Below are 25,156 nucleotides of genomic sequence, written 5' to 3'. Positions count from 1 at the left end.
TGTAAGAACGCAGATGAAATGCCTGGTAGCGCGTTTTGTATGGCATCGATGCGCATTGCGTGGCCGCAAGGGGCAAGCGTGCAAGAGAGGATAGAGTAATGACACAGCAATCACAAAATAACCCTGAATTATATGATGCTTCTGCCGGCGTGCAAGATGCGCCGCATGATACAACTCAAGAAACGCCACAAAACGCGCAACAAGCCGCACCACAAGAAGCGTCACAAGAAGCGCTGGACGGTGCTTCACAAGAAGCGTCACAAGATGTGCTGGATGGTGCACCAGCTGTTATGTGTATCCGTGACGTTTACAAGAATTTCGGTGCAACACCCGTTCTTAAAGGTATTTCTCTTGAAGTAAAAAAGGGCGAAGTGGTAGCAATTATCGGCCCTTCAGGTGGTGGAAAGTCAACCTTGCTGCGCTGTCTAACGCTGCTTGAGAACATCGAGCGCGGCACGTTGACGTATGGTGATGTATGCGTGGCACACGATGACGCGCGCACGGCAGAGAAGTTGGGTTCTTCTGGTGCTATTACCAGCGTTTATGCGCCCAAAGAAGTGCTTAGCAAAGCTCGTAGTGCGTTTGGTTTAGTGTTCCAGCAGTTTAATTTGTTTCCGCATATGAGTGTTCTGCGCAATATTACCGATCCGCTTATTCGCGTTGATCATGTTCCCGCTGAACAGGCAAAACAGCGTGCTTACGAACTGCTTGGCAAGATGGGGCTTGCACATAAGGCTGATGCTGTTCCTTGCGAGCTGTCTGGTGGCCAAAAGCAGCGTGTTGCTATTGCTCGCGCGCTTGCAAAGAAGCCGTCTATCTTGTATTTTGACGAACCCACCAGCGCGCTTGACCCCGAATTGACGCGCGATGTATTAAACGTAATTCAAGATTTGGCACGTGAGCATATGACGATGGTTATCGTTACGCATGAAATGAGCTTCGCGCGCGATGTTGCTGATCGTATCATTTTCATGGATGGTGGCGTTATTGTTGAGCAGGGAAGTGCACATCAGGTTATTGATTCGCCTCGTGAGGAACGTACCCGCGCGTTTTTGTCGACTTTTTCACATGCTTAGACGCTTGTGGCGGCGCGTTCATTTGTGCCGTACAGGGCGGTTATTCGTTTGACGTTTGGTAACAAAAATTTAACAAAACTGCAGGATATTTATATAAATGATTAAGTTCCTTTTAAGAGATACTTGTCATACTGAACATTGTGATACGGTTCCAGTAAGCGAAAAGGATACATTATGACTGATGTAAATAATTCATATGAAAAAGATAATTCCAATACGCAAAACGCTCAGGGGAGCGTGCCGTCACCATCATCTCAAATGCATGTGCGACCGGGTGCGCCGATACCTCCTTTTAACGGAGAACAGTCAGCAACATCTCAAGGAGGAGCGCCTCAAGCGCCTATCAGTGCGCACGTATCCCAGCAAGTAAATAGTCAAAATACGAGCGCTCAGCAAACTAATACTTATCAAACGAGCACTGCACGTGCTGCCAACACGCCATATTCACCTGCACAGTCAGCACAGTCAGTACAAGCAGCACAGTCAGCACAAGCAGCACAGTCACCTGATGCAGAACGCGTATCTGCGAGTGCAGCAGCTGTTCACCATGATAAAAGTAAGCACGTTTTTGCAAAAGCATTCGCAGGTTGTGCTTGTGCCACGATTCTTTGTCTTGCTCTTGCAGCAGGTGGATTTAGTATTTACCAGGGAGTTTCTGGAACATCGCTTACAACGCGTGTAACAACGCTCGGTTCTGATACGCCAGGTTCGATTAACGCAGCTCCTACTAATGAAACACTTGCCGAACAGGTTGCACAAAAAGCACTTCCGTCTGTCGTGTGTATTTATGTCTACAAAGCAACGCCGTCATTGTATGGCGGTGGACGTTCTGGAGCTGATGATGCTCATTTGCAACAATCATCGCTTGGAAGCGGCATTGTGCTTTCTAAAGACGGCTACGTGCTTACAAATTATCACGTTGTAGCTAATGCTGATGCGCTGAAAGTAAATGTTGGTGGCGAAGAGCGCGACGCAAAAGTAGTTGGCGCCGATCCATCAAGCGATTTAGCGGTCGTGAAAGTTGACAACGTTTCAAACTTGAAAGCAGCCGATTTAGGCGACTCATCGAAGCTGAAAGTAGGCGAATGGGTGATGTCAATCGGCAGTCCATTTGGTCTTGAGCAGTCGGTGGCAACGGGTGTCGTGTCGGCTACCAGCCGTTCACAAGTTATTCCTGCACGTCAGCAAAGCGACTTGGATAGCATTTTTAACAGAGGTAAAAAGCCTGCTGGTCCGACCATTTATCCCAATATGATTCAAACTGATGCAGCCATCAACCCGGGCAACTCTGGTGGCGCGCTTGTTGATGCGCAGGGCCGCGTTATTGGTGTGAACACGCTTATCACGTCGAATTCTGGCAACTATTCAGGTGTTGGATTTGCCATTCCTATCAATTACGCGCTTAGCATCGCCAAACAAATTATCGAAGGTAAGACTCCTACTCATGCACGCCTTGGCGCATCGTTGAGTACCGTCAACCCAGCAATTGCACGCCACTATGGACTTGGCGCGCAGCAGGGTGCTTACGTGGCTTCGATATTGAAAGGCTCGGGTGCTGATCAGGGAGGATTGCAAGAGGGCGACATCATTACCAAATTCAACGACAAAGCGGTTACCGATGCAAGCAGTGTTATGGTTGATGTGCGCGAGCAAAAGCCAGGCGACAGCATTCGTTTGGTAGTAGTGCGCGGTGGAAAAGAAGTTACCTTGTCTATTACGCTTGGCAACGATCAAGATTCTGAGTCAACCAATGCTCAGCAACAGCAGGAAAGTACACCGCACAACTCAGACAAAAACGCCCGTCGTAATTTCTTACGTTAACTGCTACGCCCAACACGCAATTGCGTTACACTGTTACAAGAGTATGGCACGTACATGCACTTACGCTGTGCGCGACGACTATAGGCGAACACTCAGCGCATGATTTGCGCAACGCGAGCGCACAACCAGCACGCTATTTGCGCAACGCGCGCTTGATTCAACGCATAATCAGCGCGCAATCGCGCTCACAGTACGTGTTATCGCTTACGCAACAGCGTAAGCGCCCGTGCCACTTGTTTCCAACCTGCGCTTAAAGGAATACGCATGAATGATACTCAGTATAAGTCTGCTCTTGAGATGCGCGATACGCGCAAAGATGAACGGTGCAAAGCGCTTGTAGAGGCGCTTTACAAGGAGGCTTTTCCTCCTGAGGAGCGTCTTTCTCCTGTTACGATGTGGTTTTTGCAGCACCGTCAATCGTGCCATTATGTAGCTTTTTTTGACGAAGGTGCTTTTGCTGGTTTGGCATTGTATATTGAGCTACCATCATGTTTGTATATTGCGTTTCTAGCTGTGGATGCTTCCATGCGTTCGCGTGGTATTGGTTCACGTATTTTGTCTGCGTTAGCGCAAGCGTACCCTAAGCTTCCTGTTGTGCTTGAAATTGAGCGCCTCGATGAACATGCAGCAAATTATCAGCAGCGTGTTGCACGATTGCGTTTTTATGAGCGCAACGGCTTTGTGCGTACGAACTATCTGAAAAAAGAAGGAAGCCAGTATTACGAAATATTAGCAAATGGAGGATTTAGCGATATCGCCCAGTTCAAACGTGAATTGCGTGCAGTCTTTTTCTATCTTCCGTTGTTTGATGTCATACCGCAATCATAGCTGTACTGTTGATTTATATCATATACAAGAATTTATATTAATTATATATTAACGTTCTTCTCATGTAAATTTCATTAAAAATAATTTCTCCCGTTATAATTGTAAGCTATCAAAATTGTTCGTTAATTTTGTGTATAGTGGTAATGGTAAACATTGATCGCAGAGAAAATGGTGAATATGAGTAAACGGTATTGTTGGTCGCGCAAAGTACATCAAACATATCGCTTTGCAATATGTGCGCTTATTGGTATATGCGTTTGTGCGTGTGTTGTACTTATAGGAGTGTCTCAAGTTTCGACACGTGCTTTCGCAGCGCAAAATGCAGCGCAATCGGGCACTTCCTCTACTGCTCAAAATACGATACAGCCGAGTTACAAAACGCGTCAAGTAATAGAAGAGCAGGGCAAAACGTATCTTGTTATTAATGGAAAACGGTACGATCTTACAGATAAAACTAATCATTTTATTGAGTTTGCCGATCTTGATTTTTCATCAAAAAGCTATGTACCAACCACGAATCCAGCGCAAGCGGGAGAAAAATTTGCATTGCTGTATTATCCCATGTTTCAGGGAAAGGCTGAGTCGAGTCAAAAGATAGAAACATACTATGTGCGTGCTGATGGAGAGCTTGTTTTATACGACGACTTAGGAGAGCAGAGTGTGCGCTGGTTTGTTAAGACTCTCACAGCAGGCCTTGATGATGTTATTACAGCAAAAGCAGTGCTTGGTACGTCTTATGATGAAGCAACACACCAATTTACTACCAAACAAGGTAAAAAGATAACAATCGAAGATTTTCTTCAAATTGCTTCATTTCTGAATAAAGGAAAGGCGTCTAACGGAGTTCCTTTCAATACACAATACGGGTTAAGAACAGGTGCTTTTAATAATGTTGCAGGTTTTGCATCTTCATCTACCGTTGTGCAGAATATGAATTCGCACTATACCTTTGCTTTAGCACCAGGAACAAGGTTACCAAAAGGTGTGGTGCCTAAAATTACCTTTAAAGCTCAACAGCGTAACATCATCGATAAAAGTAACTTTATAGACGTTAAAGAGAGCTCGCTCACGCTTGTTCAGCAAGATGAAAATTTTGAGAATAACAAAAGTGCATGGTTGACCGATTCTGATAGATCTATATTCCAAGATGCGGTTAACGATAATAGCCTTGAGCTGCGCTATGATGCTCCTTTAAGCTATAATCCAAATCGTGGAACGAAAGTAAACGAGTACAGAATCCTTTGTGAGTTTTCTGACGCAAATCCCAATAAAGCATGGCTTGATAAACGATATTCGATTACTGTGTCAGGCAATGATGTTGATGGCTGGAATGTAACACTTACCGCTAAGCCATTCCCGCATATTGATGTTACGTTTGAAGATAAAACAGGAACGCGCCTTACTTCTATTTCTTGTGAAAAAGACGCGGTGCTTCCCACTGACGCACCAATACCAACGCATGTTATGCGTGGAGATAAACACATCGCTATTGCGTACTGGTATAAAAAAGGCGATGTAACACAAACGAAAATCGACCTTGCAACAACTGTGTTTAGCAGCGAAACGGTACTTGTGCCGCGTTATAACGATGTATCAATACAGTTTATGCGTAGCGATGGTACCTTACTAGCGCCGTCTCCTATAACAATTGAGGCAGCATCGAGCGTAAAGAACTTAGCTGCACCTACGAGGGATGGCGATCTCAATATTATTGGGTGGTATGTGAAAGGTGATACAACTCAACATCCTATCGACCTTACATCATATTGTTTTCTTGAAAATACCAACTTAGTAGCGCTGTACAATGCACCTGCTTCAACGCCCGCAGCACCGAGTAATACAGGAAATGGCGAGGCGTCATCTAATACAGGAAATGGTGAAGCATCATCCTCAACACGCAGCGAAATAACATCGCCGCATGAATCGACACAATCCAACGACGCAACGAGCTCTCACGGATATACACTTCCTCAAACAGGAGATGAGCTCAGCAGTGTATTGTTCTTCTTGCTGTTTGTTGGATCATGTTCGTATGCTGCATTGTTTGTAAGAGCACGGTATCGCAGTCGCAGATAATATAATGCCTACGTGCCTCCATGAATTGTAATTGCAGCCTTAGCGCCTGTTTTGCTAAGGCTGCTTTCCTTATATTGTGCAGCGCTGGGTTCGAATAACGCACCGGCACAAAAACTACAATGTATCAATTTTGCGAAGTATGCGCACTTACTGGTACAATGATACCAACTGTACGTTACAGCATGCATAGTGGTATGTTTGTCCTCGTGCAAGGTATGATTGAAGCATAAGTATGTGCTGTCGTATGCATAAGTAAGGAGAACTTATGGCGCTTTATACACCATCTGTTGTGCCAAATGGTAAAGAAATTGCAGTTATTACCACATCAAAAGGCACAATTCGCGTTCAGCTTGCGGGCAATGATGCCCCTATTCATGTTGGTAATTTTATCGAGCTTGCTGAAAAAGGCTTTTACGATAACTTAAAATTCCATCGTTTCGTTCCGCATTTTGTTATTCAAGGTGGCGACCCTAACACCAAACAATACAGTGCAGAAGAAGTGGCACGCATGGCAGATAATCCCTACTCAGGGCTTGGAACAGGCGGACCGGGCTATTGCATCAAAGAGGAATATTCAACGAATCCGAACAATTCTCATGAAGATGGTGCGCTTGCAATGGCGCGTTCACAAGACCCCAATTCAGCAGGTTCACAATTTTATTTGTGTCTTGGACCTCAACATATGCTTGATAGCGGATATACTGTTTTTGGTCAAACGATTGAAGGTAAAGATGTTATCGGTTTGCTGCGTGCAGGCGATGTTATTGAAAGCATAGAAATTCTTAACCGTTAAACTGCGATGCGTGTGTTAAGTACAACATGAGTTACAGCGCAAAGATAGGGTAGGTATGAATAAGGATTTATTTCATCAGGCAAATATGATGGTCATGGCAGGTGATTATGAAACTGCATTGCGTTTGTATCAGGCAACGCTTTCCGATGACGAAAGTTTAGAACCTGGTGATAAAGGGCTTTTGCATCATCGTATTGGTAATTGCTATACCAAAATGAAGCGCTATGACGAAGCTATCGATTGGTACAATCAGGCAAGCGCCGATACGGATTACGATGCCTGTGGCAGCCTTAATTACAATATTGGTATGGCATATGCTGCTTTGCGCGATTACACCAATGCCGTAAAGCATTTTGAAATTTCTATATCAGATAGAGACTATAAAAAAGTATACAAAGCTCATCTTGCGCTTGGTAATGTGTTGTTAAAAATGGGTAAATCGGCTGAAGCTGGTGTTGAATTTCGTGAAGCAGCACTTGATGAAGCTAATCCCGATCCAACAAAAGCACTGTTAAACCTTGGTGTGTGCTTTATGGCGCTTGATAGACCTGCCGATGCTGTTGCATCGTATGAAAGCGCACTTCAGTTTGACATGAAGCAAAATGTTCGCAACAAGTTATATGCAAGCCTTGGTCAGGCATATGTTGCTTGTGGACAGATGCAAAAAGCTGTTGAGTCGTTTGAACAATCGATTGCCGATCGTACGTATTTTCTTTCGTCATCGGCGACAGTCGACTACCAACGTGCTGTTGCAGCTGTATCACAAGGAACAGCAGAAACAACGCAAGCGATACCATCTCTTGCCAATGATACATCGGGTCTTGATGTATCGGTCAGCACAAACGATGCGCCAGGTGCTCATCAAGACGAGCAAAAAGCAGCCGATAATGACAACTATTATTACGCGGATGCTTACGATAATGCTCCTTATGGCGATAGCGAAGAGCGTTTCTTTAATGCCACTGATGAAGAACTTGAGCGCTGGTCACGAGGTGTTGTTAAGCAAGATCGCAAACGACGTGGCGTTGGCTTGAAAATTCTTATTGCGTTTATGGTGGTAATTTTGCTTGCTTTAGCAGGCGGTGTAGTATTGTATTTGCAAGGCTACGGTTATCCAACTCAGCAGCAAACGGTTGAAAAACTGTTCACTAACACAAATGGTAACGATACACAGGTGTTTCATCCACGCGTAAAAGAAGCTGACATCAAGAATATGAAATCGCTCATTACGCCGAATGCAAACGTGAGTATCGATAAAGTGGCAGCTGGTGCTTCCATCTCAAAAGTGTTCGTAACAGCAAGCGAAGGAGAAAGCGGTGCGATTCGCTATCAAATTACGCTTGCGCGCGATCTTGTGGGTTGGAAAATTACTAATGTAGAATTATACTTTGCAAGCCGTAATTAATTACGGTAGTAACCGTCGTTACTTTTGTAACAATACGTGCTGCAGCAAAAAGCTGTGAAGCGCTGTGTGTTTAAACGAATGCAGCATGAAGCGCCTACACAGTAAAACAGTGCAGATGTACATACGTGTACACAACGAAAAGGAGTTGTAATGGCAATTCAAAAAACGTATACCATGATTAAGCCTGATGGTGTTCGCAATGGTCATGTAGGAGCTATTATTAAACGTTTCGAGCGCGCAGGATTGAAAATTGAGCGCCTTGAAATGGGAATGGTAAGCCAAGAACAAGCTGCTGCTAATTATGCTGAACACAAAGATAAACCTTTCTATGAAGGCCTTGTAGCATATATCACATCAGGCCCTGTTGTGAAAATGGTGCTTTCAGGTGAAGGTGCTGTTGCAAAGGTACGTACGCTGATGGGTGCAACAAATCCTGCCGATGCTGCTCCTGGCACTATTCGTGGCGACTTTGGCTTGATTATGGATGAAAACGTTATTCATGGCTCAGACAGTGAAGCATCAGCTGAGCGTGAGATTGGTATCTTTTTTGCGTAAGCTTGAACGGGTGTAAGGCTACACGGGTATGATTACCCGTTCAATCAGGCTTTTGCGTAAGTTCGCTGAGCACGTGTAATGCGCAGCGAACGAGCTTACATTGAGTAGTGTAGGGGTGTCGCACGTGCGCCTTTCGATATGTGTCAGATAAGAAACAACCACGTGCAACAGGCAAGTAGGAGCGGTTGCAAGCGCCAATGTGCGCTTGCCCGTTAGAAGAGAAGCAAGGGGCTCGCATTCATGTCTTTCTTAGACTTTTTTGCAGGGTTAACAGGACGCATGAGCGCAGATATGGCAATTGATTTGGGTACTGCTAATACTCTTATTGCCATCTCAGGCGAAGGTATCGTCATTAACGAACCTTCCGTAGTTGCTATTGAGCGCCATACTAATCGCGTGCTTGCTGTTGGTCATGAAGCAAAAAACATGATTAATCACACGCCCGATGCTTTCTCTGCAGAGCACCCCTTAAAAGATGGTGTGATTGCCGACTACGACATCACTGAAGCTATGATTTCCGCTTTCATTAACAAAGCAGCACCTCGTAAATACCCATGGCAAACCAAACCGCGTATCGTTGTGTGTATTCCATGTGGTGCAACGTCTGTTGAAAAGCGCGCGGTATTTGAGTCAACTATTCAAGCAGGAGCACGTCAAGCGTTTCTTATTGAAGAACCGATGGCAGCTGCTATGGGTGCCGATTTACCTGTTACCGAGCCTACTGGTTCAATGGTTGTTGACATTGGCGGCGGTACTACTGAGGTTGCTGTTATTTCTTTGGGCGGCATTGTAACATCATCATCACTGCGTTTAGCTGGCAACCGTATGGACGAGGCAATTTCTATGCACTTGCGTGATTTGCTGGGTATTAAAATTGGCGAGCGTACGGCTGAAGTTATTAAAATCAAAATTGGATCTATTTTGCCTTTTGAAGATGGTCACGAGCGCGATATGATTATTTCAGGTCAGGATGTGCTTACTGAACAGCCAAAAGAAGTAACTATCCAATCGGAAGACGTTCGTTCTGCTTTAGTACAGCCCTGTGAAGAGATGGTTTTAAGCATAAAAGAAACGTTTAAGAAAACAAACCCGGATCTTGCAAGCGATATTATTCAAAACGGAATTTTGCTTACGGGTGGCGGCGGTTTGTTGTCGGGGCTCGATCGCTATCTTACCGATAAGCTTGAAATTCCCGTATGGACAAGCGAAACTGCTCTTACCAATGTTGTAACGGGTTGTATGAAAGTGCTCGACACGCCAAGCGCGTTGCGTCAAACGCTTATGAGGGCACGCTAGGGGCTTGCTTATGTCCCTGTATCAATCATTTCAAAAGAAGAGCAGAAATACACCACTTGCATTTCTTGCAGCACTTGTGGTGTCAATTGCACTGTGTTTCGCGTATACCTTTGAAGGTGAAAAAGGAGCGCTTCATAGCGTACAAAATGCCGTTAGTTTAGGAGCTGTTCCCGCTAAACGTATTGGCGGTGTATTTGGATCGGCGCTTGATGCTACCAGCGCCCGCCTTGATGATTCGCAAGCAAACCCCGAAACGCTTTCACATTTGCGCGAGCAAAATGCTCACTTGCGCAATTTGGTTGTGCAAGGAGAAGAGTATCGCCAAGAAATTATTCGTTTACGGTCGCTGTTATCGATGAAAGAAGCAGCAAAGCTATCGGGCGTTGCGGCGCGTATTATCGATAAGACACTTTCTGGCTGGGAACGTAGTGTTACGATTAATGTGGGAAGCGCAGAAGGTATTTCTCCTGGTATGGCGGTTATGGGCTCGTCATGCGTTGTTGGACAAGTATCAGCGGTGAATGCACACAGTGCTCAAGTGCGTCTTTTGCAAGATAGCGCATCGGGTGCAGCTGTGATGATACAGTCCACACGCGTTCAAGGCATGCTCCAAGGCTCACTTGAGGGGCTTATTTACGTACATAATCTTACGGGCGATCAAATGCCGCAGGCAGGCGATAGCGTCATTACCTCTGGCGTGGGCGGAACGTTTCCTAAGGGATTGTTAGTAGGAAGCGTTACACCATCGCACAGCAGCCAACTTAAGCACGATGAACGCTATCTCGTTACTCAGCCCGATAACATTGCCCAGCTTGAAGAAGTATTTGTTATTAAGGAATACGGCTCATGAGTACAGAGAGACAAACAAAAAATGCTCTTATTATCGTGATTATTGCGTTTGTGCTGCAATTTCTTATTGCACCTTGGGCTCATATCGATTTAGGAACGCCACATTTCTTGGTTATACTGGTACTTCCTTTTATTATGCTTACGAGTTCTGTAAGGCGTATTGCGTTGCCATTTTTTGCAGGATTAGCATTTAATTTATTATTCGGTGGCGTTGTAGGATCGTTTTCGTTGGTCTTTACACTGGTGAGTGTGCTGATTGCGCGCATCGTCGATACACTTGATAACCACGCAGCAATCACAGCATGTATCGCCCTTGCGCTTGGAACATTTCTTATTGAATTTTTCATAGGGCTTATTCAAAACGCCGTGCTTCATTCAAGTGATTTCTTACAGGCATGCATACATATCATACTGCCATCATGGGGTATAAATTTCGTTTTATCGCTGGTTGCCTACTTTATCTTGGCACGCATAGTAAGTCATCGTAATGCTCAAAAAACACCTTCAAGCGTTATAAACGTAAGGTAGCTTATGAGCATTTTAGTACGTTCAATAGGCATTACACTTGCTGTTATTGTGGTTTTAGCAGTTGTAGTAATCGCTGTTTATATGGTACGTCGTTCGCGCGAAAAGGCACGTGGTTTGCGCGTGAAGAAAAGCTCTGCAACGCAGAATTCTATTACGAATCTGGAACCACGTCACAAGCCAAACGCTATTGCAGCATCTCCTGAACGCGATCACGTAAAGCGCGAGAGTTTTACGTCATCTTCTGTGATGCAACAAAGTTCAAAAAAGCGTCTTGCAGTACTTTCAGCTTTTGGGGCGGGCGTGTTAGCACTTCTTGCGTCAAAGTTATACTTCTTGCAAATTGTTACGCGTGACGATTTACAAAGTGCTGCCGAGCGCAATAAATACAAAACTATCTCTACACCTGCTCCGCGCGGCTTAATTTATGATGCTGACGGTGTGGTATTGGTCGATAATAGAGCAGTATCGGTAGTACTTGCTGATGCTTCGGTGCTAAAAAGCGCTGATATTGTGAAGCGGCTGTCAGTGGTGTTGGGTATTCCGCTTGCTGTAGTGCGTCGTCGTATTGCGGATACATCTACAGGTGCGCAGGGAAAACGCGTTGTTGCATCCGACATTAGCTTTACACAAGAGGCCTACATTCGCGAACATATCGATGCCTTTGGCGGCATTTCTATTGAAAAGCGAACAATACGCTCGTATCCATATAAGGCACTGGCAGCACATGTGCTTGGCTATACGGGTAAAGTGTCGCAGGAAGACTTGAAAACTGTTGCTCATAATAGACATGTTGAGCTGGGCGATGACGTTGGTAAAAATGGCGTCGAATACACCTACGATCAGATTCTTGCAGGAGAACACGGTCGCAGACGAGTAATTGCTGACACCAATGGTACCGTAGTTGGCGTAGTAAGTGATACGGCGCCTGTTCAGGGAAGCGATTTGTATCTTACGATTAAAGCGCCACTGCAATATGTTGCCGATGCAGCTCTTGCGCAAACTATTGCGCCACGCGGTGTTATCGGGGAAGGTCATGGCGTTGCTGGTGCTGCTGTTCTACTTGATATGGCTGATGGCGGTATTGTGGCTCTCTCAAGTTATCCTACGTATAATCCTGAAACTTTTATCGGCGGCATTTCACGTGAAGTGTGGGATGTGTATTCGTCTCAAACGTCGCATTATCCTTTATTGAACAGAGCTGTTTCGGGAACGTATCCTGCTGCGTCGACGTTTAAAACCTTTACGGGTTTAGCAGGATTGAAATATGGCCTTGCTGATTTTCATAAAACATGGCATTGTACTGGTGCGTGGGATGGTTTTCACTCAGGCAATGTACAACACTGTTGGTTGCGGACAGGACATGGCTATATTGGGCTTCGTCGCGGAATTATACAATCGTGTGACGTCGTGTTTTATGAAATTGCTCTTAACTTTTTTTATGCGGGACACTCGCGCGGTGGCACCTTGAGCGATGAAGCGCTTCAAGAAGAAATTGGTCGTTACAATTTTGGGAAGAAAACAGGTATCGATTTGCCTGCTGAAGAAGTTGGCCGCATTCCAACACCGGAATGGAAGCGCAAACATTGGCGTGACGTTCCTACTGAGGGTGTATGGCGTGGTGGCGATTTAACAAATATGGTTATTGGGCAAGGAGATGTTCTTATTACGCCTATTCAGCTAGCAGTTGCGTATGGTGCTGTTGCAACAGGTCACATTGTACGTCCTCATGTTCTCAAGCAAGTGAAGAATGGACGCGATGTTGCAGCTGTTTCAAAAGAGCTTGAAATTATTGACACACCTGATGTAAATGCTGAACACCTCGAAGGGATAAAAAGTGCTCTGAATGCTGTTGCGTCAGCAACGCCGCTCTTGCGTACCGCGTATGTTAAAGAGGGTATAAATCCCGACTCCATTGCATGTAAAACAGGAACGGCGCAGGTAAAAGGATCAAAGGACTTCGGTTGGATTGCATGTTACTATCCAAGTAATCATCCGCGTTACGTTTGTACGGTTATTATTGAGCAGGGAGGCGGCGGCGCGGCAACAGCTGGACCAGTCAGTGCTAAAATACTTTCTGCGCTTCAGAAATACGAGCACGGTAATTTGAAAGAAGTGGAAGCTATCGAGCCGTCATCAGGGCGCTCAGTAAAGCTTGCGAGCGTATCGGCCGCGCGCAACGATTAAGGATGATATGTGGGAATTCCTGAGATACATAGCGTAACACTACCTGGTAAATCGATGCGCGTAGGCGCATCTAAGCGGTTGACGAGCGTTGTATTCTTGCCACTTCTTGTTGTAAGTGTTTTTCTGGTTCTGTATGGCTTATTGGTTGTGTATTCTGCGGTTAGCGTAGATGCAAAGTATAATTTCAACAGGCAACTTGCTGGCATTGCTGTGGGTATTATCGCTATGGCGGTGATATGGCGTTTCGATTATAGGCGCCTTGCAGGCTACGTTAAATTGTTTCTTGTTATTAATGTTGTGCTTATTTTATCGCCTCATCTGCCTTTTATTGGCGTGCATACCATGGGTGCAACGTCATGGATTAATATCGGCATGCAAGTTCAACCAGGGGAATTTGCAAAAATTACAGTGATTTTGCTTGATGCTGCTATTGTTGCGCAATATAACGATCGCTTATCACAGCCGCGCATTTACCTTAAGGCGCTTGGGCTTATGATGGTTCCTTTTGTTGCGATTATGACGCAGCCCGATTTAGGAACAGGATTAGTATATTTGTTTATTGGTGCTGTTGCGTTGTTGGTATCACAAGCTCCTGTGCGGTATTTACTTATTACAGCGCTCTGTTTTGTTGCTTTCATTGTGCTGGTATTTCTTGCTGATGAAGCGCTAAAAGCTGCAACGGGCGACTATCGTTTACTGAAAACATACCAACGTAACCGTTTGCTCGTATTTATGAATGAAGGTGCCGCTAATGCATCTGAGGAGGGCTATAACGTTCGTCAAGCGATGATTGCTATCGGTTCGGGTGGTTTATGGGGTCAAGGGTATATGCAGGGTTCACAGCATAATTTAGGAATTTTGCCTGAAGCTCCTACCGACTTTATTTTTTGTGTACTTGCAGAAGAATTTGGTTTAGTTGGCTCACTTATTTTACTGCTTGCCTATGCGATATTAATTGCAAGTTGTATATATGTTGCGCTGCGTGCAAACAATACGTTTGGCACGCTTATTGTAGCGTGTGGCGTAGGTATGTGGATATTCCAAATTCTTGAGAATATTGGTATGACATGCTCACTTATGCCTATTACAGGCATCCCTTTACCTTTTATGAGTTATGGGTCATCATTTATGGTAGTTAATTTTATGGTACTGGGTCTTATAAGCTCGGTATGGACGCATAATTCGCGCGTTAAGGAGTAATTATGAAACTGAACACCTTTACACGCATGCTGCGCTCTAAACGCTCGCTGCCGTCTCTTGGTAGTGAAATTGCCTTAGAGTTGCAAACATTATCACAGGAAAAACTTGCTCCGTTTTCGTTTCAGGTGCTTATCGATGCCGATGCTCCTTGTAGTTTGGTTGATCATGTAACGCACTTGTTTGCTGACGTGCCAGATTATGTGAATTTGAGCGTGTCGTACAACACTCCATGTTTTGATGATAGGAACACCGCCGCACCTTTACAGGGAACCGTTGCTGGTAAGTGGAGCAATGAAGCTGGGCACGAACGGAGCGTTTCATCGTTTTCGAACACATATAATTGTGATACCGGCGCCGGTGTAGCTGAATATGGGAGTGCTGCTGGTGCGCATACTCATTCGTGCAGCGCTCTTACTCCAACGTTGCATCATACGCATGCACTCTCTGTATTGCCGCGTGTTCCAGAGTTTGATTTTTGTATCGTGATCTGTGGATTTAGTGCATCGAGTGCATACGCATATCAGCGCGCGTGTGAAAATGGCATTCCGTGCGCTCTTCTTTCGCTGACCCCGCGTTTGTGCTTAGAATTAGCACAGTTTGCGCAGATAGATATTCCAACTGAAGATATTATGGCGCGTGCTGCTTTGCCAGAGCAAGAACAGGTGCGCGTTATTGAAAAGCGTCTTGCGCAATGGCTGTTATCAGTATTACCAGAAAAAAAATTGACACTTTGTAATGCGTTTCCGTTTGTGCGTGGCGTTGCAGCGCGCAGTGAAGTAAGTTCATGTGCTGTGCAGAATTCAGCTATTGGATTAGTTCATCTTATTCCTGGTGCCGATTTACCGCTTATGACTGTTAATCAAGTGAAAATGTTGCTGCGGATTGCCTCAATGTATGGTCACGAACTTGATTTTCTGCAAGCGGTACAAGTGGTTGGCGTGGGCGCGTTTGCTTTTGTTTCACGATCAGGAGCAAGAAGTGCACTGCGGGCGTTGCCTGGCTTTGCACAGCTTATTCGTGCGAGTGTAGCACTTGGATCTACCTGCGTAATAGGGTGGGCGCTTATCGCATATTACGAGCATGCTGATGCACCATCGCCACATACGTATGCATTATCACAGGAAAACGAGCATTGGTAAGCATCTTCGCGCAAGGATTCGCACAGAAATTCGTGAACATGAATTCGTGAACACGTTCATGCAACATTGCAAGAAAAATTCGTGAATACGTGCAAGCAACATTGTGAGAAAAAAGAAAAGCCCTCGCGGGGCTTTTGTGTGAAGTAGATGGCGGGAAGTACGGGGATCGAACCCGCGACCTCCGACGTGACAGGCCGGCGCTCTAACCAGCTGAGCTAACTCCCCATTTCGTCTACAGCGTAGGTTATTTTATAGAACATTTGAGATTAACGCAAGAAGAATTTTTCAAAATGTATGAATTTCAATAAATACTGGTAAAATTGTAAGCCCGAGAAATGATGCTGAACGTTGCGCTTTGAGAGAGCGTGTAGTGCTCTGTGATGTGCAATCGGCATTATTGTGCAGGTAGTATTGTCGAGCGATCGACATTATTGAACAGGTAGTTTGTATCTATATAAACGTGTGTAGTGCATCGCGCATGATGCTTACATTCTGTTCCAATACAGCTTTTAGCCTGCTCCATCGAGAAAATTTTTACAAACATGCATGTAAACATACATGCACTGGTATGAAATGAGTAGCGTGACACATCAAATTACAACGGTGCTTAACTCAAGTGCCACTTCGGATAATGAACAGGTATGTGAAGCAGGTGCTTCATTGTCTGCACAGCACGAACAGGCAGATCATGAACAAGTAAGTCATGAACAACCAGGCGTACAATCTGGTGCGCACGAGCAATCAGTGTTACATAACCATAGTGTGTGTAAGCAGCCGTTAGCGTGTAAGCAGCCATTACATGCTCAAACACCTTCGCAGCGCACAAGTTCTAATAAGTATCAGGTTGCGGTGTTTGACTTTGACGGTACGAGCATTAACGGCAATTCTCCTGTGCTATTGGTTGACTACCTGCGCGAGCGCAAAATGCTCAAAACAAGCGAGCTGTTGCGTATTGGTTTGTGGGCGCTTGCGTATAAGCTGCGTCTTCCACAAAATGAAGAATGGGTACGTGGTTTGGTGTTTCGTGCGTTTGCTGGCAAAAGCACTCAGCAGGTTGATGCGTTCTTTCGCGAATTTTATGCAGCGCACATTGAGCCGCGCTTTCGCCGTGCAGCTGATGAAGAAATGCAGCGTCTTTCTGCCGAGCATAAAGAAATTATTATGATTTCTGCATCATTTGATCCCTTAGTACGCTGCGTTCTTGATTATCATCCTATTCAGTATCAGTGTTCTACACACATGAAAATTGCAAACGATGGCACGTATTTGCCAGAAGTTGACGGTATCGCAACTGAAGGTATGCAAAAACTGGTCGCGTTGCGCGAATTGTGTGATAGGGTGTATGGTAAAGATAAGTGGGAATTATATGCCGCGTATGGAGATCACCACTCCGACAGGCCACTTTTGCAAGCTGCTCGCCATGCGTATGCTGTTTGCCCTGATAGGCCACTTCTGCGTACGGCGCGTGCTCAAGGGTGGAGTGTGCTTCGGTGGTAGGATGGTTGCGCAGCACTATCAGCGCACGTAGTTGCCGTGTAATAGTGCACTACAAGTGAGAGAAGGACTACGCATGAGTAGCGAACATAGAGAAGTAGCATCGTTTGAAGCCATGCAGCGCGCTTGTATGGATGCATCTGATGCCGAGCTTTCAGCGTACTATGCGCTGTGCGCATTTCAGCTGGCAAGTGAAGCGCAACGTGAAAGTAGCTCCATGCGTAATGCTATGGAACGTGCGCTCGATGGCGCTATTGCACAAAAAAACCGCGGCTTAGCAGAGTTCTTATTTGACCAGTTTAGCGACTATTTATCGACCATTTCTGTAAAACAATATGTACAAGAATTGCATATGCTCACAGCTCAAGCGCTTGAAGAAATGGGCGTTGATGCTCAACAGTTGTTTTCATTGAGCGATTTGCTTGAGCAAGTTGGTAGCGATGTAAGTTCAACACTTATTCGTTTGCCTGATGTAAATAGCAATACGAACACCAAAAGTTCAGCTACCGATGACTATTCCAGCGCTACCAGTACCGATATATCTCATAACGCGCCACATGATGTCGATTATACGAGCGATGAAAATTGTACGGGAGATCACGACAACGATGTTCAGAGCACTTTTACGTATGGTTCTGATGCCACTATCGATTCAGATGCTGATAGTGATGCTCGTGACACAATCAACTCAGAGGCTGATAGTGACGCCGCCAATGGTGCTGCTGATGAAAAGACAAACGATGCAGCACATGCGGATACTCCTGTCATAGTAACAACTGAAAATAATGCCTCCGATGAAAATCTTGTTGCGCGCAGGTTTTCTTTTAATGCACCACGTACTTCATCTTCAAGCAATACGCCTGGTAATTCGCAACACCCTCGGCTTGCTTCTCCTGCGTTGGCGTCAGGAAAAGCGTCAGTACCCGAGCGCGATTCCACGCTTTACGACAACCCCTTGCATATGGTACTCGCCGATCAAAACACCGTGAGCAAACTTGTTGGTTTTGATTCTTTGATTGATGAGTTGCATACATGCGGCATTAGTGCAACTGATAGTGTAAGCTGCGAATTTATTAAGCGCTTGCAGTTGTTTCACGGAATGAAACGCGCACCTTTATCTGAACCTTTGATGGTGCAGGTAAACGATCCATTCGAGGCCGATTTAGTTGTTAACGCGCTGATACACGAAATCGATAAGCCAACGCTGCGCATTTCAAGTCAATATATGCCTGAAGGTTTTCAAGCATTAGCGCTTTCATCGGAGAATTTTTCGCGTCTTCAAGTGCGATCGATGCTTGTGTCGTCGAATTTTTCGGGCTGTTTGGTGCTTGAAAATGTCGATCAGTGGGACACAAATCCAAGCGAGATATATACCAAAGATCCGCGTGAGCGCCATGCATGGGAATCGGCATTTCGTGATGTCTTTAACCTCATTATAGGCGCCATGCATAACGACCAAACAAGCATTGTGCTCACAGCAGAAAATTGTGCAGATATTGACCCTGAGCTATTACAGCTTGTTCAACCATGTCAAACTTTGAATGTGGGTATTCCATCATCGGCTGAACGCAGTGCTATTTGGAAGTATCTGCAATCGAAACATCGCTCTATGCGCCATTTAGATTGTGCGTTGCTTACTCGTCTTACGAAAGGCTTAAGCAGGGGAGCGTTGTATTTGTCGACTGACGTTGCATTGCGTGAAGCCTACGACGTGTCGGTGCGTACGCAAAAGATGCATCCTGTATCACTTCTGAATTTGCTTGAAAAACTTTCTTACTGTTTTGAAGATGAAAGTCCTGAACAGCTAGCTATCAATAGTATGATTATGCGTGAATTTCGCGATGACATCAGCACCGTTGAAGCAACAATGAATGCTCATGTACCGCATGAGTGTGAGCACGATGCATCGAAGCATGCAGACGCACCAGCATCTACAGAAGAAGAGCAATCGCACGCTTCATCAGATGAACACGTTCAAGCAAGCCCTAATAACACATCGGGCGGCGGCGCTCGTAACTCATTAGGCGATGGCGTTCTTAATTCATTAGGGGATAAGACCGATAACTCATCGAGCAACGGTACTGATAACACATCGGGCGGCGGCGCTGACAACACATCGGGTGACGATCGCTTCTAGTAATGTGCCTATGCGAGCATCATCAAACACACCACAAACACGTATGCAGCCTGTAAGTTGGGATCACGCTTCTATGACGCGTGCCAACTTCATAAGCATGGTGCATGAACAAGGAAAACTTTTGTATCGTGACTTGCCATGGCGAGGGTTGAATGATGCATATGCCGTTCTTGTGTCTGAAGTAATGCTGCAACAAACGCAGGTGAAACGCGTTCTTTCGTATTGGGAACGCTTCATGAAGATGTTTCCCACGCTTGACGCGCTTGCGGCAGCATCAAACTCCGACGTGCTGAATGCGTGGCAAGGGCTGGGCTATAACCGCCGTGCGCTTGCGCTTAAAAAAACAGCTGATATGTGCTCTTTAAAGTATCAAGGTTCATTGCCGTATGAGTATCAAGAACTGTTAGCGTTGCCAGGCATTGGAAGTGCTACAGCGGCAGGCGTTTGCGCGTTTGCGTACAATAAGCCTGCGTGTTACATCGAAACGAACGTTCGAAGCGTGTTCATTCATTATCTGTTTGCGCATGAACAGCGTGTAACTGATGCGCAGCTTACGCCCTATGTTATGGATGTTTGCCCTGTTCATCCGCGTATGTGGTATTACGCGTTGCTTGATATTGGTGCGCAGTTGAAAAAAACAACTAATCCAGCTCGTAAAAGCGCACATTACACACGTCAGAGCGCGTTTGAAGGTTCGCGCAGAGAAAAGCGCAGTTTTGTGTTGAAGTTGGTGCTAGCGCAAGATGAAGGCATTACGCGCGATGAAGTAAAATATCAGTTGAACTGTTTTGAAAAGAGTCGTAAGCGCGATGCTTTGCGTGATGACGACATGGAGCATATTATCGATACGATGATTGATGAGGGATTTTTTAAGGAACACGATGGCATGCTTGTTCCATAAATTTTCTGTTAAGCCGTATTCGCATACAACAGCGTTTAGCGTGTAAGGTAAACAGAAGTGAAGCGGTACAAAGCTTACGGGAAATGCTTTGTACGGACGTATTTCATAGTGTGTTATAAGGGGTAACTGTGGGATATCTTGAACTGATAGGCATTGGTATTGGCCTGGCAGTGGACGCTGCTGTGGTCAGCTTTAGCCAAGCAGTAAGCGTGTGTTCGCTTAGGTCGCATACCAATAGCGTGCGTCTGAGCTGGGAAGTACTTGGTGTTGCAAGCATTTTTGGGCTGTTTCAGATGCTTATGCCGTGTATTGGCTGGTGTTTTGGCTTGCAGATAAGCGGATTTATCGAAGGATATTCGCATATCATTGCTGCTATCATTTTTATTGCGCTTGGTGTAAAAACACTCAAAGACGTGATAAAAACCTACCGCAATGGTGCCAGCGATTCGTATAGTAGTGAAAACAAGCGCGGAGCTTTGTTGTCGCTGAGCATCCAAAACGTACTTATTTTAGCGCTTGCTACCAGCATTGATGCGCTTGCTATTGGCGTTAGTTTTTCGTGCATGGGAGTTGCCATTCTTGAAGCGTCGCTGCTTATTGGCGTTGTTACGCTGCTGGTGTGCGCGCTTGCAGGATCGGCGGGCTTATACCTTGCTCACATGGGAAAACGTCTTGCGCAGCGGCGTCTTAATTCAAGCAGCATATCGCTTGCGTTCACACTTGCAGCTGGTTTGCTTGGGTCGGTGCTGTTGATAGCTATCGGCGCCAAGGAAATTTGCTTTCACCTTATGCAGTAAGCTCTCAGCGAAGCGTTCGACAATCGAAGTTTTCTATTTCACAAGTCAAAAACTTTCATAATTTGCAGAGTTTCTAACTTGTAAGTCGAAAACTTTGCCTTTTCCGTTTCTAACGTATAAAAAATAGAAACAATCTATATAGCTGCATAGCTGTAAAGCTGCTTATGACGCTGCATTTTATGTGCGCTATACTGTTACGGTGCTCAATACGCTTACATATTCATCAACGTCGCCTTGTTCGTCCACGTCAGCGTGGGTATATGCCTGCGATGCGCGCTGCAAGCTGCTGGTGTTGCTTGTTGCATCGCTGTGCGCGTTTGGCATTACCAGTTTGGTGGCAATATTGATATATGTCGTTGTTCCAAGCGTCATTTTAGCTTGCGCGCACGTGCGCGCTCGTCGTGTGTTCGCTCCGCTTGCATTTTTGATTCTTCCCGTGTTATGCCTGTTTGTAAGCGTTATAACGGACGCGTCACCCATGGATGCTCTTGCGGAAAGCGCGCTTATTGCAGCGCGAATGGTGGGGCTGGTGCTGTGGTCGCTTGCTGTGTGTTACACCACGTCAAGTGAACAATTACTCCTTGCGCTGCGCTCGGTGCTTGCACCGTTGCGCCATGTTGGCGTTCCTGTTGATGTGCTTGCGTGTACACTCAGTTTTGCGCTTGGATTTGTGCCGCGTCTTTTTGAGGAATGCGTGTCTATTAAGGCTGCACTCGATGCTCGCGGTGGGCTGTTAGTGAGGGGAGTATATCAGCATCTGCGCTTGTGGGGGAATGCTTTTATCGCGCTGTTGGTAAGTATGTTTCGCCGTGCCGATCGCTTTGCTGATAGCATTGATGCGCGTGCATTTTGTGTGTATGACCAGCGTACCTATGTGTCGAAGTTGCACGCTCGCAGAAGCGATGTGTTGGCAACGATAGCGCTCATTGTTTTGTTAGTGGTACTTGCGTTTGTGCACTAGCTGCGTTTGTGCTTACGCTACAGCTGCAAAAAAATTGCAGGTGATGCGCCGTTTCTGCGGTCTGCGCCCCAACATCGTGAACAGCATGCCGCCGTATTGCTGCTTGTTGCTGTGATTTTTCGCTGCGATTGTCGCGTTAGTCCTTGCCAGCACATGTCGTTAGTCCTTGCCACCACATGACCCACACAAAAATCTTCGCTAACACCATCAGCGCTGCTAGCACAGAGCCGTTTGGCATAAAGCTTGCTACGAAAACTGCGTGCATGGGTTTGTTCACAGCGGATGATGGTAAGATACACGTGCATTCATTTTCATGTCTGAAGCTTTTACCTGCGTATTATTAGAATGCGCTGGTGTGTTTTCTACCTTGCCATTACTATGAAAGAAGGGTCGTCAATGAGTGAAATTGTAGATGTATACGCACGTGAAATTCTCGATTCGCGTGGCAATCCTACGCTTGAAGTGGAAGTAAACCTTGCGGATGGTTCTCGCGCGTGTGCGTGCGTTCCGTCAGGCGCATCAACAGGCTCGTTTGAGGCGTGTGAGCTGCGCGATGGCGATGAAAAGCGCTACGGAGGCAAGGGCGTTTTGCGCGCGGTTGACAACGTCATCAACGAAATTGATGCAACGCTTTCGTGCGGATACGATGCCTCTCAGCAGCGCCTTATCGATGACGAACTCTGCGCGCTTGACGGCACTCCCAACAAATCGCGTTTAGGCGCTAACGCTTTGCTGGGAGCGTCGCTTGCTGTTGCGCGTGCGCAAGCAACCAGCCTTGATATGCCGCTGTATCGCTATGTGGGCGGTCTTGGCGCAAATTTGTTGCCGTGTCCGATGATGAACATTTTGAATGGCGGCATGCACGCCGACAATACGGTCGACTTTCAAGAATACATGATTATGCCTGTTGGCGCCCCTAGTTTTGCCGAGGCGTTGCGCTGGTGTTCCGAAATTTATCACAGTCTTGCACGTGTGTTGCACAAGCAGCATTTCAGCAGCGGCGTGGGCGATGAAGGCGGTTTTGCGCCGAACTTTACCACAAACGAAGAGCCGCTTATCTATATCACGCAAGCCTGTAAAGAAGCAGGTTACAAGGTGGGAAGCGACATTGTGTTTGCGCTTGACCCCGCGTCAAGTGAGTTTTACGACGCGAAAACGCAACGCTATGTGCTTGCGGGCGAAAACCGCAGCCTAACCTCGCGCGAGATGGTCGATTATTGGGAAGACTTAGTTTCGCGCTACCCGATTATTTCTATTGAAGATGGCATGGCCGAGGAAGATTGGGATGGCTGGAAGCAGCTTACTGATAGAATTGGCACGCGTGTGCAGCTGGTGGGCGACGATTTATTCGTAACTAATCCTCAACGTATTGAAAAGGGTATCCAGCTGGGCTGCGCGAATGCTGTACTTATTAAAGTGAATCAAATTGGAACGCTCAGCGAGGCGCTTGATGCTATTTACCTTGCTAAAAAGGCTGGTTATGCGTGCATTATGAGCCATCGTTCAGGGGAGACCGAAGACACAACAATCGCTGACTTGTCGGTTGCGCTGCGATGTGGACAAATTAAGACAGGCGCGCCGTGTCGAAGCGATAGAGTTGCGAAATATAATCGTTTGCTTAAAATTGAAGAGGAACTTGCATCGGCTGCAAGCTATGCCGCCAACCGTGCATTTTCGGTGCCAATGCCCGATTTCAGCACGTATAGCAAGTAATTTCATGAACAAAGGAAGCGTGAAGGCGCGTGAAGGTGCGTAAAGAAGGTGCGTGAACTATGCGTGAAATGATTTCTCCCGAGGAAGCAAAAAGCCTCGTTTTAGCGGAAGCACAGCCAACTGAGGTAGAGACGTGCTCGTTAATTGAAGCGCTTGGCAGGCCCGTTGCTGAAAAAGTGCTTAGTACCTGCGATGTTGCTCCGTTTGCTCATAGCGCGATGGACGGCTATGCGCTGCGCTGCGCTGACATTGCGCACGCAAGCAGTGAACACCCAGTTAGTTTGCGTGTTTTGGGTGAATTGGCGGCAGGCGACTGGTTTGATGGTGAAGTGCAAGCAGGACAGTGCGTACGCATTATGACAGGTGCGCCGTTGCCTCAAGGCGCTGATAGCGTTGTGAAGTTTGAAATTGTGAAGGCTGATGCGGGCACCGCGCAGCCAGGCACCCAGGCGATTTTTAGCGCTCCAACAGCATTGCGCTCCAACATTCGCGAAGCGGGCGAAGAAGCAAAACAGGGCGATATTGTGATGTCTACCTCCGAGATAGTAAACCCTGCTGGCTTGGGATTTTTAGCAAGTTGCGGCGTGTCATCGGTGCGCGTTCACAAAAAGCCGCGCGTAGCTATTATTTCAATCGGATCTGAGTTGGTTGATATTGCAAGCACACCAACGCGCGCTCAAATTCGCAACTCAAACGCCTATGCACTTTCAGCGAGTGCGCTTGAAGCAGGCGCTGTGGCGGATATTCGTCCGATTGTGCACGATTCACTTGACGATTTAAAAAAGGAGATTGAGTACTGCACCAGCTGTTATGATGTTGTCGTAACCAGCGGTGGCGCTTCAAATGGCGATTTTGATTTCATTAAGCCAGCCATAGATAGCTTGGGAACGCTTATGATGACGACTGTTAATATGCGTCCTGGAAAAGCGGTTGCCTTTGGGCTGGTACATGACGTGCCGGTGTTCGGTTTGCCGGGAAATCCCGCAGCTGCGTATGTGTCGTTTGAAATGTTCGTGCGCCCAACCTTGCGCAAAATGCAAGGATATACGTGCCTTGAGCGCGGTTTTGTGTGGGCGCACTTAGACGTTGATGTTAAAAAGCGCGATCCGCGGCGCATTTATTTGCGTGCCCGTGTTCGTCGTGAGGGTGATAGTTATTATGTATCGCCTGCTCAAAACCAAAGTTCAGGCTTGTTTGGTGTTATTCAGTGTTCAAATTGTTTGGCAACAATACCAGAAGGTCTTGAGTCGAAACATGCAGGCGATAAAGTAAAATGTATCTTGCTTGGTGTAAGCGAAGATAGCGTGTTTTAAGTATCTGTCGGAATAACGGTGGATACCTTTCGTTAAACGACGTTTGCATACAGCTTTCCGTGCGCGATATGCTGCGCACTGTGCACTGTT

General features: G+C 46.2%; 21 protein-coding genes and 1 tRNA gene. 20 read left to right on the top strand and 2 right to left on the bottom strand.

Going from position 1 to position 25,156, the window contains the following annotated elements; all coding sequences use genetic code 11:
- The first annotated feature begins 290 nt into the window (after positions 1-290).
- The 13 genes from HMPREF3190_RS06375 (at position 291) to HMPREF3190_RS06310 (ending at position 15,750) form a co-directional block, all read left to right on the top strand.
- The gene (locus HMPREF3190_RS06375; protein ID WP_066781735.1) at positions 291-1,076 is read left to right on the top strand and encodes an amino acid ABC transporter ATP-binding protein; all 786 of its coding nucleotides are present in this window, start codon (positions 291-293) and stop codon (positions 1,074-1,076) included.
- 174 nt (positions 1,077-1,250) lie between these two features.
- Positions 1,251-2,897, top strand: coding sequence for a S1C family serine protease (locus tag HMPREF3190_RS06370; protein ID WP_449676350.1), 1,647 nt, complete (start codon positions 1,251-1,253; stop codon positions 2,895-2,897).
- A 264-nt stretch (positions 2,898-3,161) separates the two neighbouring features.
- Positions 3,162-3,725, top strand: coding sequence for a GNAT family N-acetyltransferase (locus tag HMPREF3190_RS06360; protein WP_066781465.1), 564 nt, complete (start codon positions 3,162-3,164; stop codon positions 3,723-3,725).
- A 177-nt stretch (positions 3,726-3,902) separates the two neighbouring features.
- Entirely contained in the window at positions 3,903-5,801 is a 1,899-nt protein-coding gene (locus HMPREF3190_RS06355) for a hypothetical protein (protein ID WP_066781463.1), read from the top strand.
- A gap of 265 nt (positions 5,802-6,066) precedes the next feature.
- Positions 6,067-6,594 (top strand): peptidylprolyl isomerase, encoded by a 528-nt coding sequence (locus HMPREF3190_RS06350; protein WP_066781461.1) that lies wholly within the window; start codon positions 6,067-6,069, stop codon positions 6,592-6,594.
- A gap of 55 nt (positions 6,595-6,649) precedes the next feature.
- On the top strand, positions 6,650-7,999 hold the full coding sequence (locus HMPREF3190_RS06345; protein WP_066781460.1) for a tetratricopeptide repeat protein: 1,350 nt from the start codon (positions 6,650-6,652) through the stop codon (positions 7,997-7,999).
- Between the two features lie 150 nt (positions 8,000-8,149).
- Positions 8,150-8,554: a nucleoside-diphosphate kinase gene (gene ndk / locus HMPREF3190_RS06340; RefSeq protein WP_066781458.1), complete on the top strand. Its 405-nt coding sequence runs from the start codon at positions 8,150-8,152 to the stop codon at positions 8,552-8,554.
- A 240-nt stretch (positions 8,555-8,794) separates the two neighbouring features.
- Positions 8,795-9,850, top strand: coding sequence for a rod shape-determining protein (mreB, locus tag HMPREF3190_RS06335; RefSeq protein WP_066781456.1), 1,056 nt, complete (start codon positions 8,795-8,797; stop codon positions 9,848-9,850).
- A gap of 10 nt (positions 9,851-9,860) precedes the next feature.
- Positions 9,861-10,700 carry a rod shape-determining protein MreC gene (mreC, locus tag HMPREF3190_RS06330; RefSeq protein WP_066781454.1) on the top strand — a complete coding sequence of 280 codons (840 nt, stop codon included), beginning with the start codon at positions 9,861-9,863 and terminating at the stop codon, positions 10,698-10,700.
- On the top strand, positions 10,697-11,227 hold the full coding sequence (gene mreD / locus HMPREF3190_RS06325) for a rod shape-determining protein MreD (RefSeq protein ID WP_066781452.1): 531 nt from the start codon (positions 10,697-10,699) through the stop codon (positions 11,225-11,227). Before mreC ends, mreD begins: the two co-directional genes overlap by 4 nt.
- 3 nt (positions 11,228-11,230) lie before the next feature.
- Positions 11,231-13,411: a penicillin-binding protein 2 gene (gene mrdA, locus HMPREF3190_RS06320; protein ID WP_066781450.1), complete on the top strand. Its 2,181-nt coding sequence runs from the start codon at positions 11,231-11,233 to the stop codon at positions 13,409-13,411.
- 54 nt (positions 13,412-13,465) lie between these two features.
- Positions 13,466-14,611, top strand: coding sequence for an FtsW/RodA/SpoVE family cell cycle protein (locus tag HMPREF3190_RS06315; protein ID WP_066781732.1), 1,146 nt, complete (start codon positions 13,466-13,468; stop codon positions 14,609-14,611).
- A gap of 2 nt (positions 14,612-14,613) precedes the next feature.
- Positions 14,614-15,750, top strand: a complete 1,137-nt coding sequence (locus tag HMPREF3190_RS06310) for a hypothetical protein (RefSeq protein WP_066781448.1) — start codon at positions 14,614-14,616, stop codon at positions 15,748-15,750.
- A gap of 148 nt (positions 15,751-15,898) precedes the next feature.
- On the opposite strand, the gene HMPREF3190_RS06305 is transcribed toward HMPREF3190_RS06310, so the two are convergent.
- Together HMPREF3190_RS06305 and HMPREF3190_RS07710 are read right to left on the bottom strand one after the other, a co-directional pair.
- A tRNA-Asp gene (locus HMPREF3190_RS06305) sits at positions 15,899-15,975 on the bottom strand.
- A 169-nt stretch (positions 15,976-16,144) separates the two neighbouring features.
- Positions 16,145-16,294, bottom strand: coding sequence for a hypothetical protein (locus HMPREF3190_RS07710; RefSeq protein ID WP_449676347.1), 150 nt, complete (start codon positions 16,292-16,294; stop codon positions 16,145-16,147).
- 38 nt (positions 16,295-16,332) lie between these two features.
- On the opposite strand from HMPREF3190_RS07710, the gene HMPREF3190_RS06300 reads away from it, so the two are divergent.
- The 7 genes from HMPREF3190_RS06300 (at position 16,333) to HMPREF3190_RS06260 (ending at position 25,066) form a co-directional block, all read left to right on the top strand.
- Complete coding sequence (locus tag HMPREF3190_RS06300) at positions 16,333-17,247, top strand: HAD family hydrolase (RefSeq protein WP_449676345.1); 915 nt, start codon at positions 16,333-16,335, stop codon at positions 17,245-17,247.
- Between the two features lie 73 nt (positions 17,248-17,320).
- Positions 17,321-19,381: a hypothetical protein gene (locus HMPREF3190_RS06295; RefSeq protein WP_066781443.1), complete on the top strand. Its 2,061-nt coding sequence runs from the start codon at positions 17,321-17,323 to the stop codon at positions 19,379-19,381.
- 43 nt (positions 19,382-19,424) lie between these two features.
- Positions 19,425-20,282: an HhH-GPD family protein gene (locus HMPREF3190_RS06290; protein WP_066781729.1), complete on the top strand. Its 858-nt coding sequence runs from the start codon at positions 19,425-19,427 to the stop codon at positions 20,280-20,282.
- 128 nt (positions 20,283-20,410) lie between these two features.
- Positions 20,411-21,079 carry a manganese efflux pump MntP gene (locus HMPREF3190_RS06285; protein ID WP_066781441.1) on the top strand — a complete coding sequence of 223 codons (669 nt, stop codon included), beginning with the start codon at positions 20,411-20,413 and terminating at the stop codon, positions 21,077-21,079.
- Positions 21,080-21,260: 181 nt separating this feature from the next.
- Positions 21,261-22,040, top strand: a complete 780-nt coding sequence (locus tag HMPREF3190_RS07345) for an energy-coupling factor transporter transmembrane component T (protein WP_449676342.1) — start codon at positions 21,261-21,263, stop codon at positions 22,038-22,040.
- Between the two features lie 396 nt (positions 22,041-22,436).
- A complete protein-coding gene (gene eno / locus HMPREF3190_RS06265) occupies positions 22,437-23,753 on the top strand; it encodes a phosphopyruvate hydratase (protein ID WP_066781433.1) in 1,317 nt (438 codons plus the stop codon).
- A 59-nt stretch (positions 23,754-23,812) separates the two neighbouring features.
- A complete protein-coding gene (locus HMPREF3190_RS06260) occupies positions 23,813-25,066 on the top strand; it encodes a molybdopterin molybdotransferase MoeA (protein ID WP_066781431.1) in 1,254 nt (417 codons plus the stop codon).
- Positions 25,067-25,156: the final 90 nt, after the last annotated feature.

It is taken from the genome of Umbribacter vaginalis (assembly GCA_001552935.1).
In the GTDB taxonomy this organism is placed as follows: Bacteria; Actinomycetota; Coriobacteriia; order Coriobacteriales; family Eggerthellaceae; genus Berryella; species Berryella vaginalis.
Note: the sequence above shows the minus strand (reverse complement) of the source record. Positions and strands in the feature narration are given on the sequence as shown.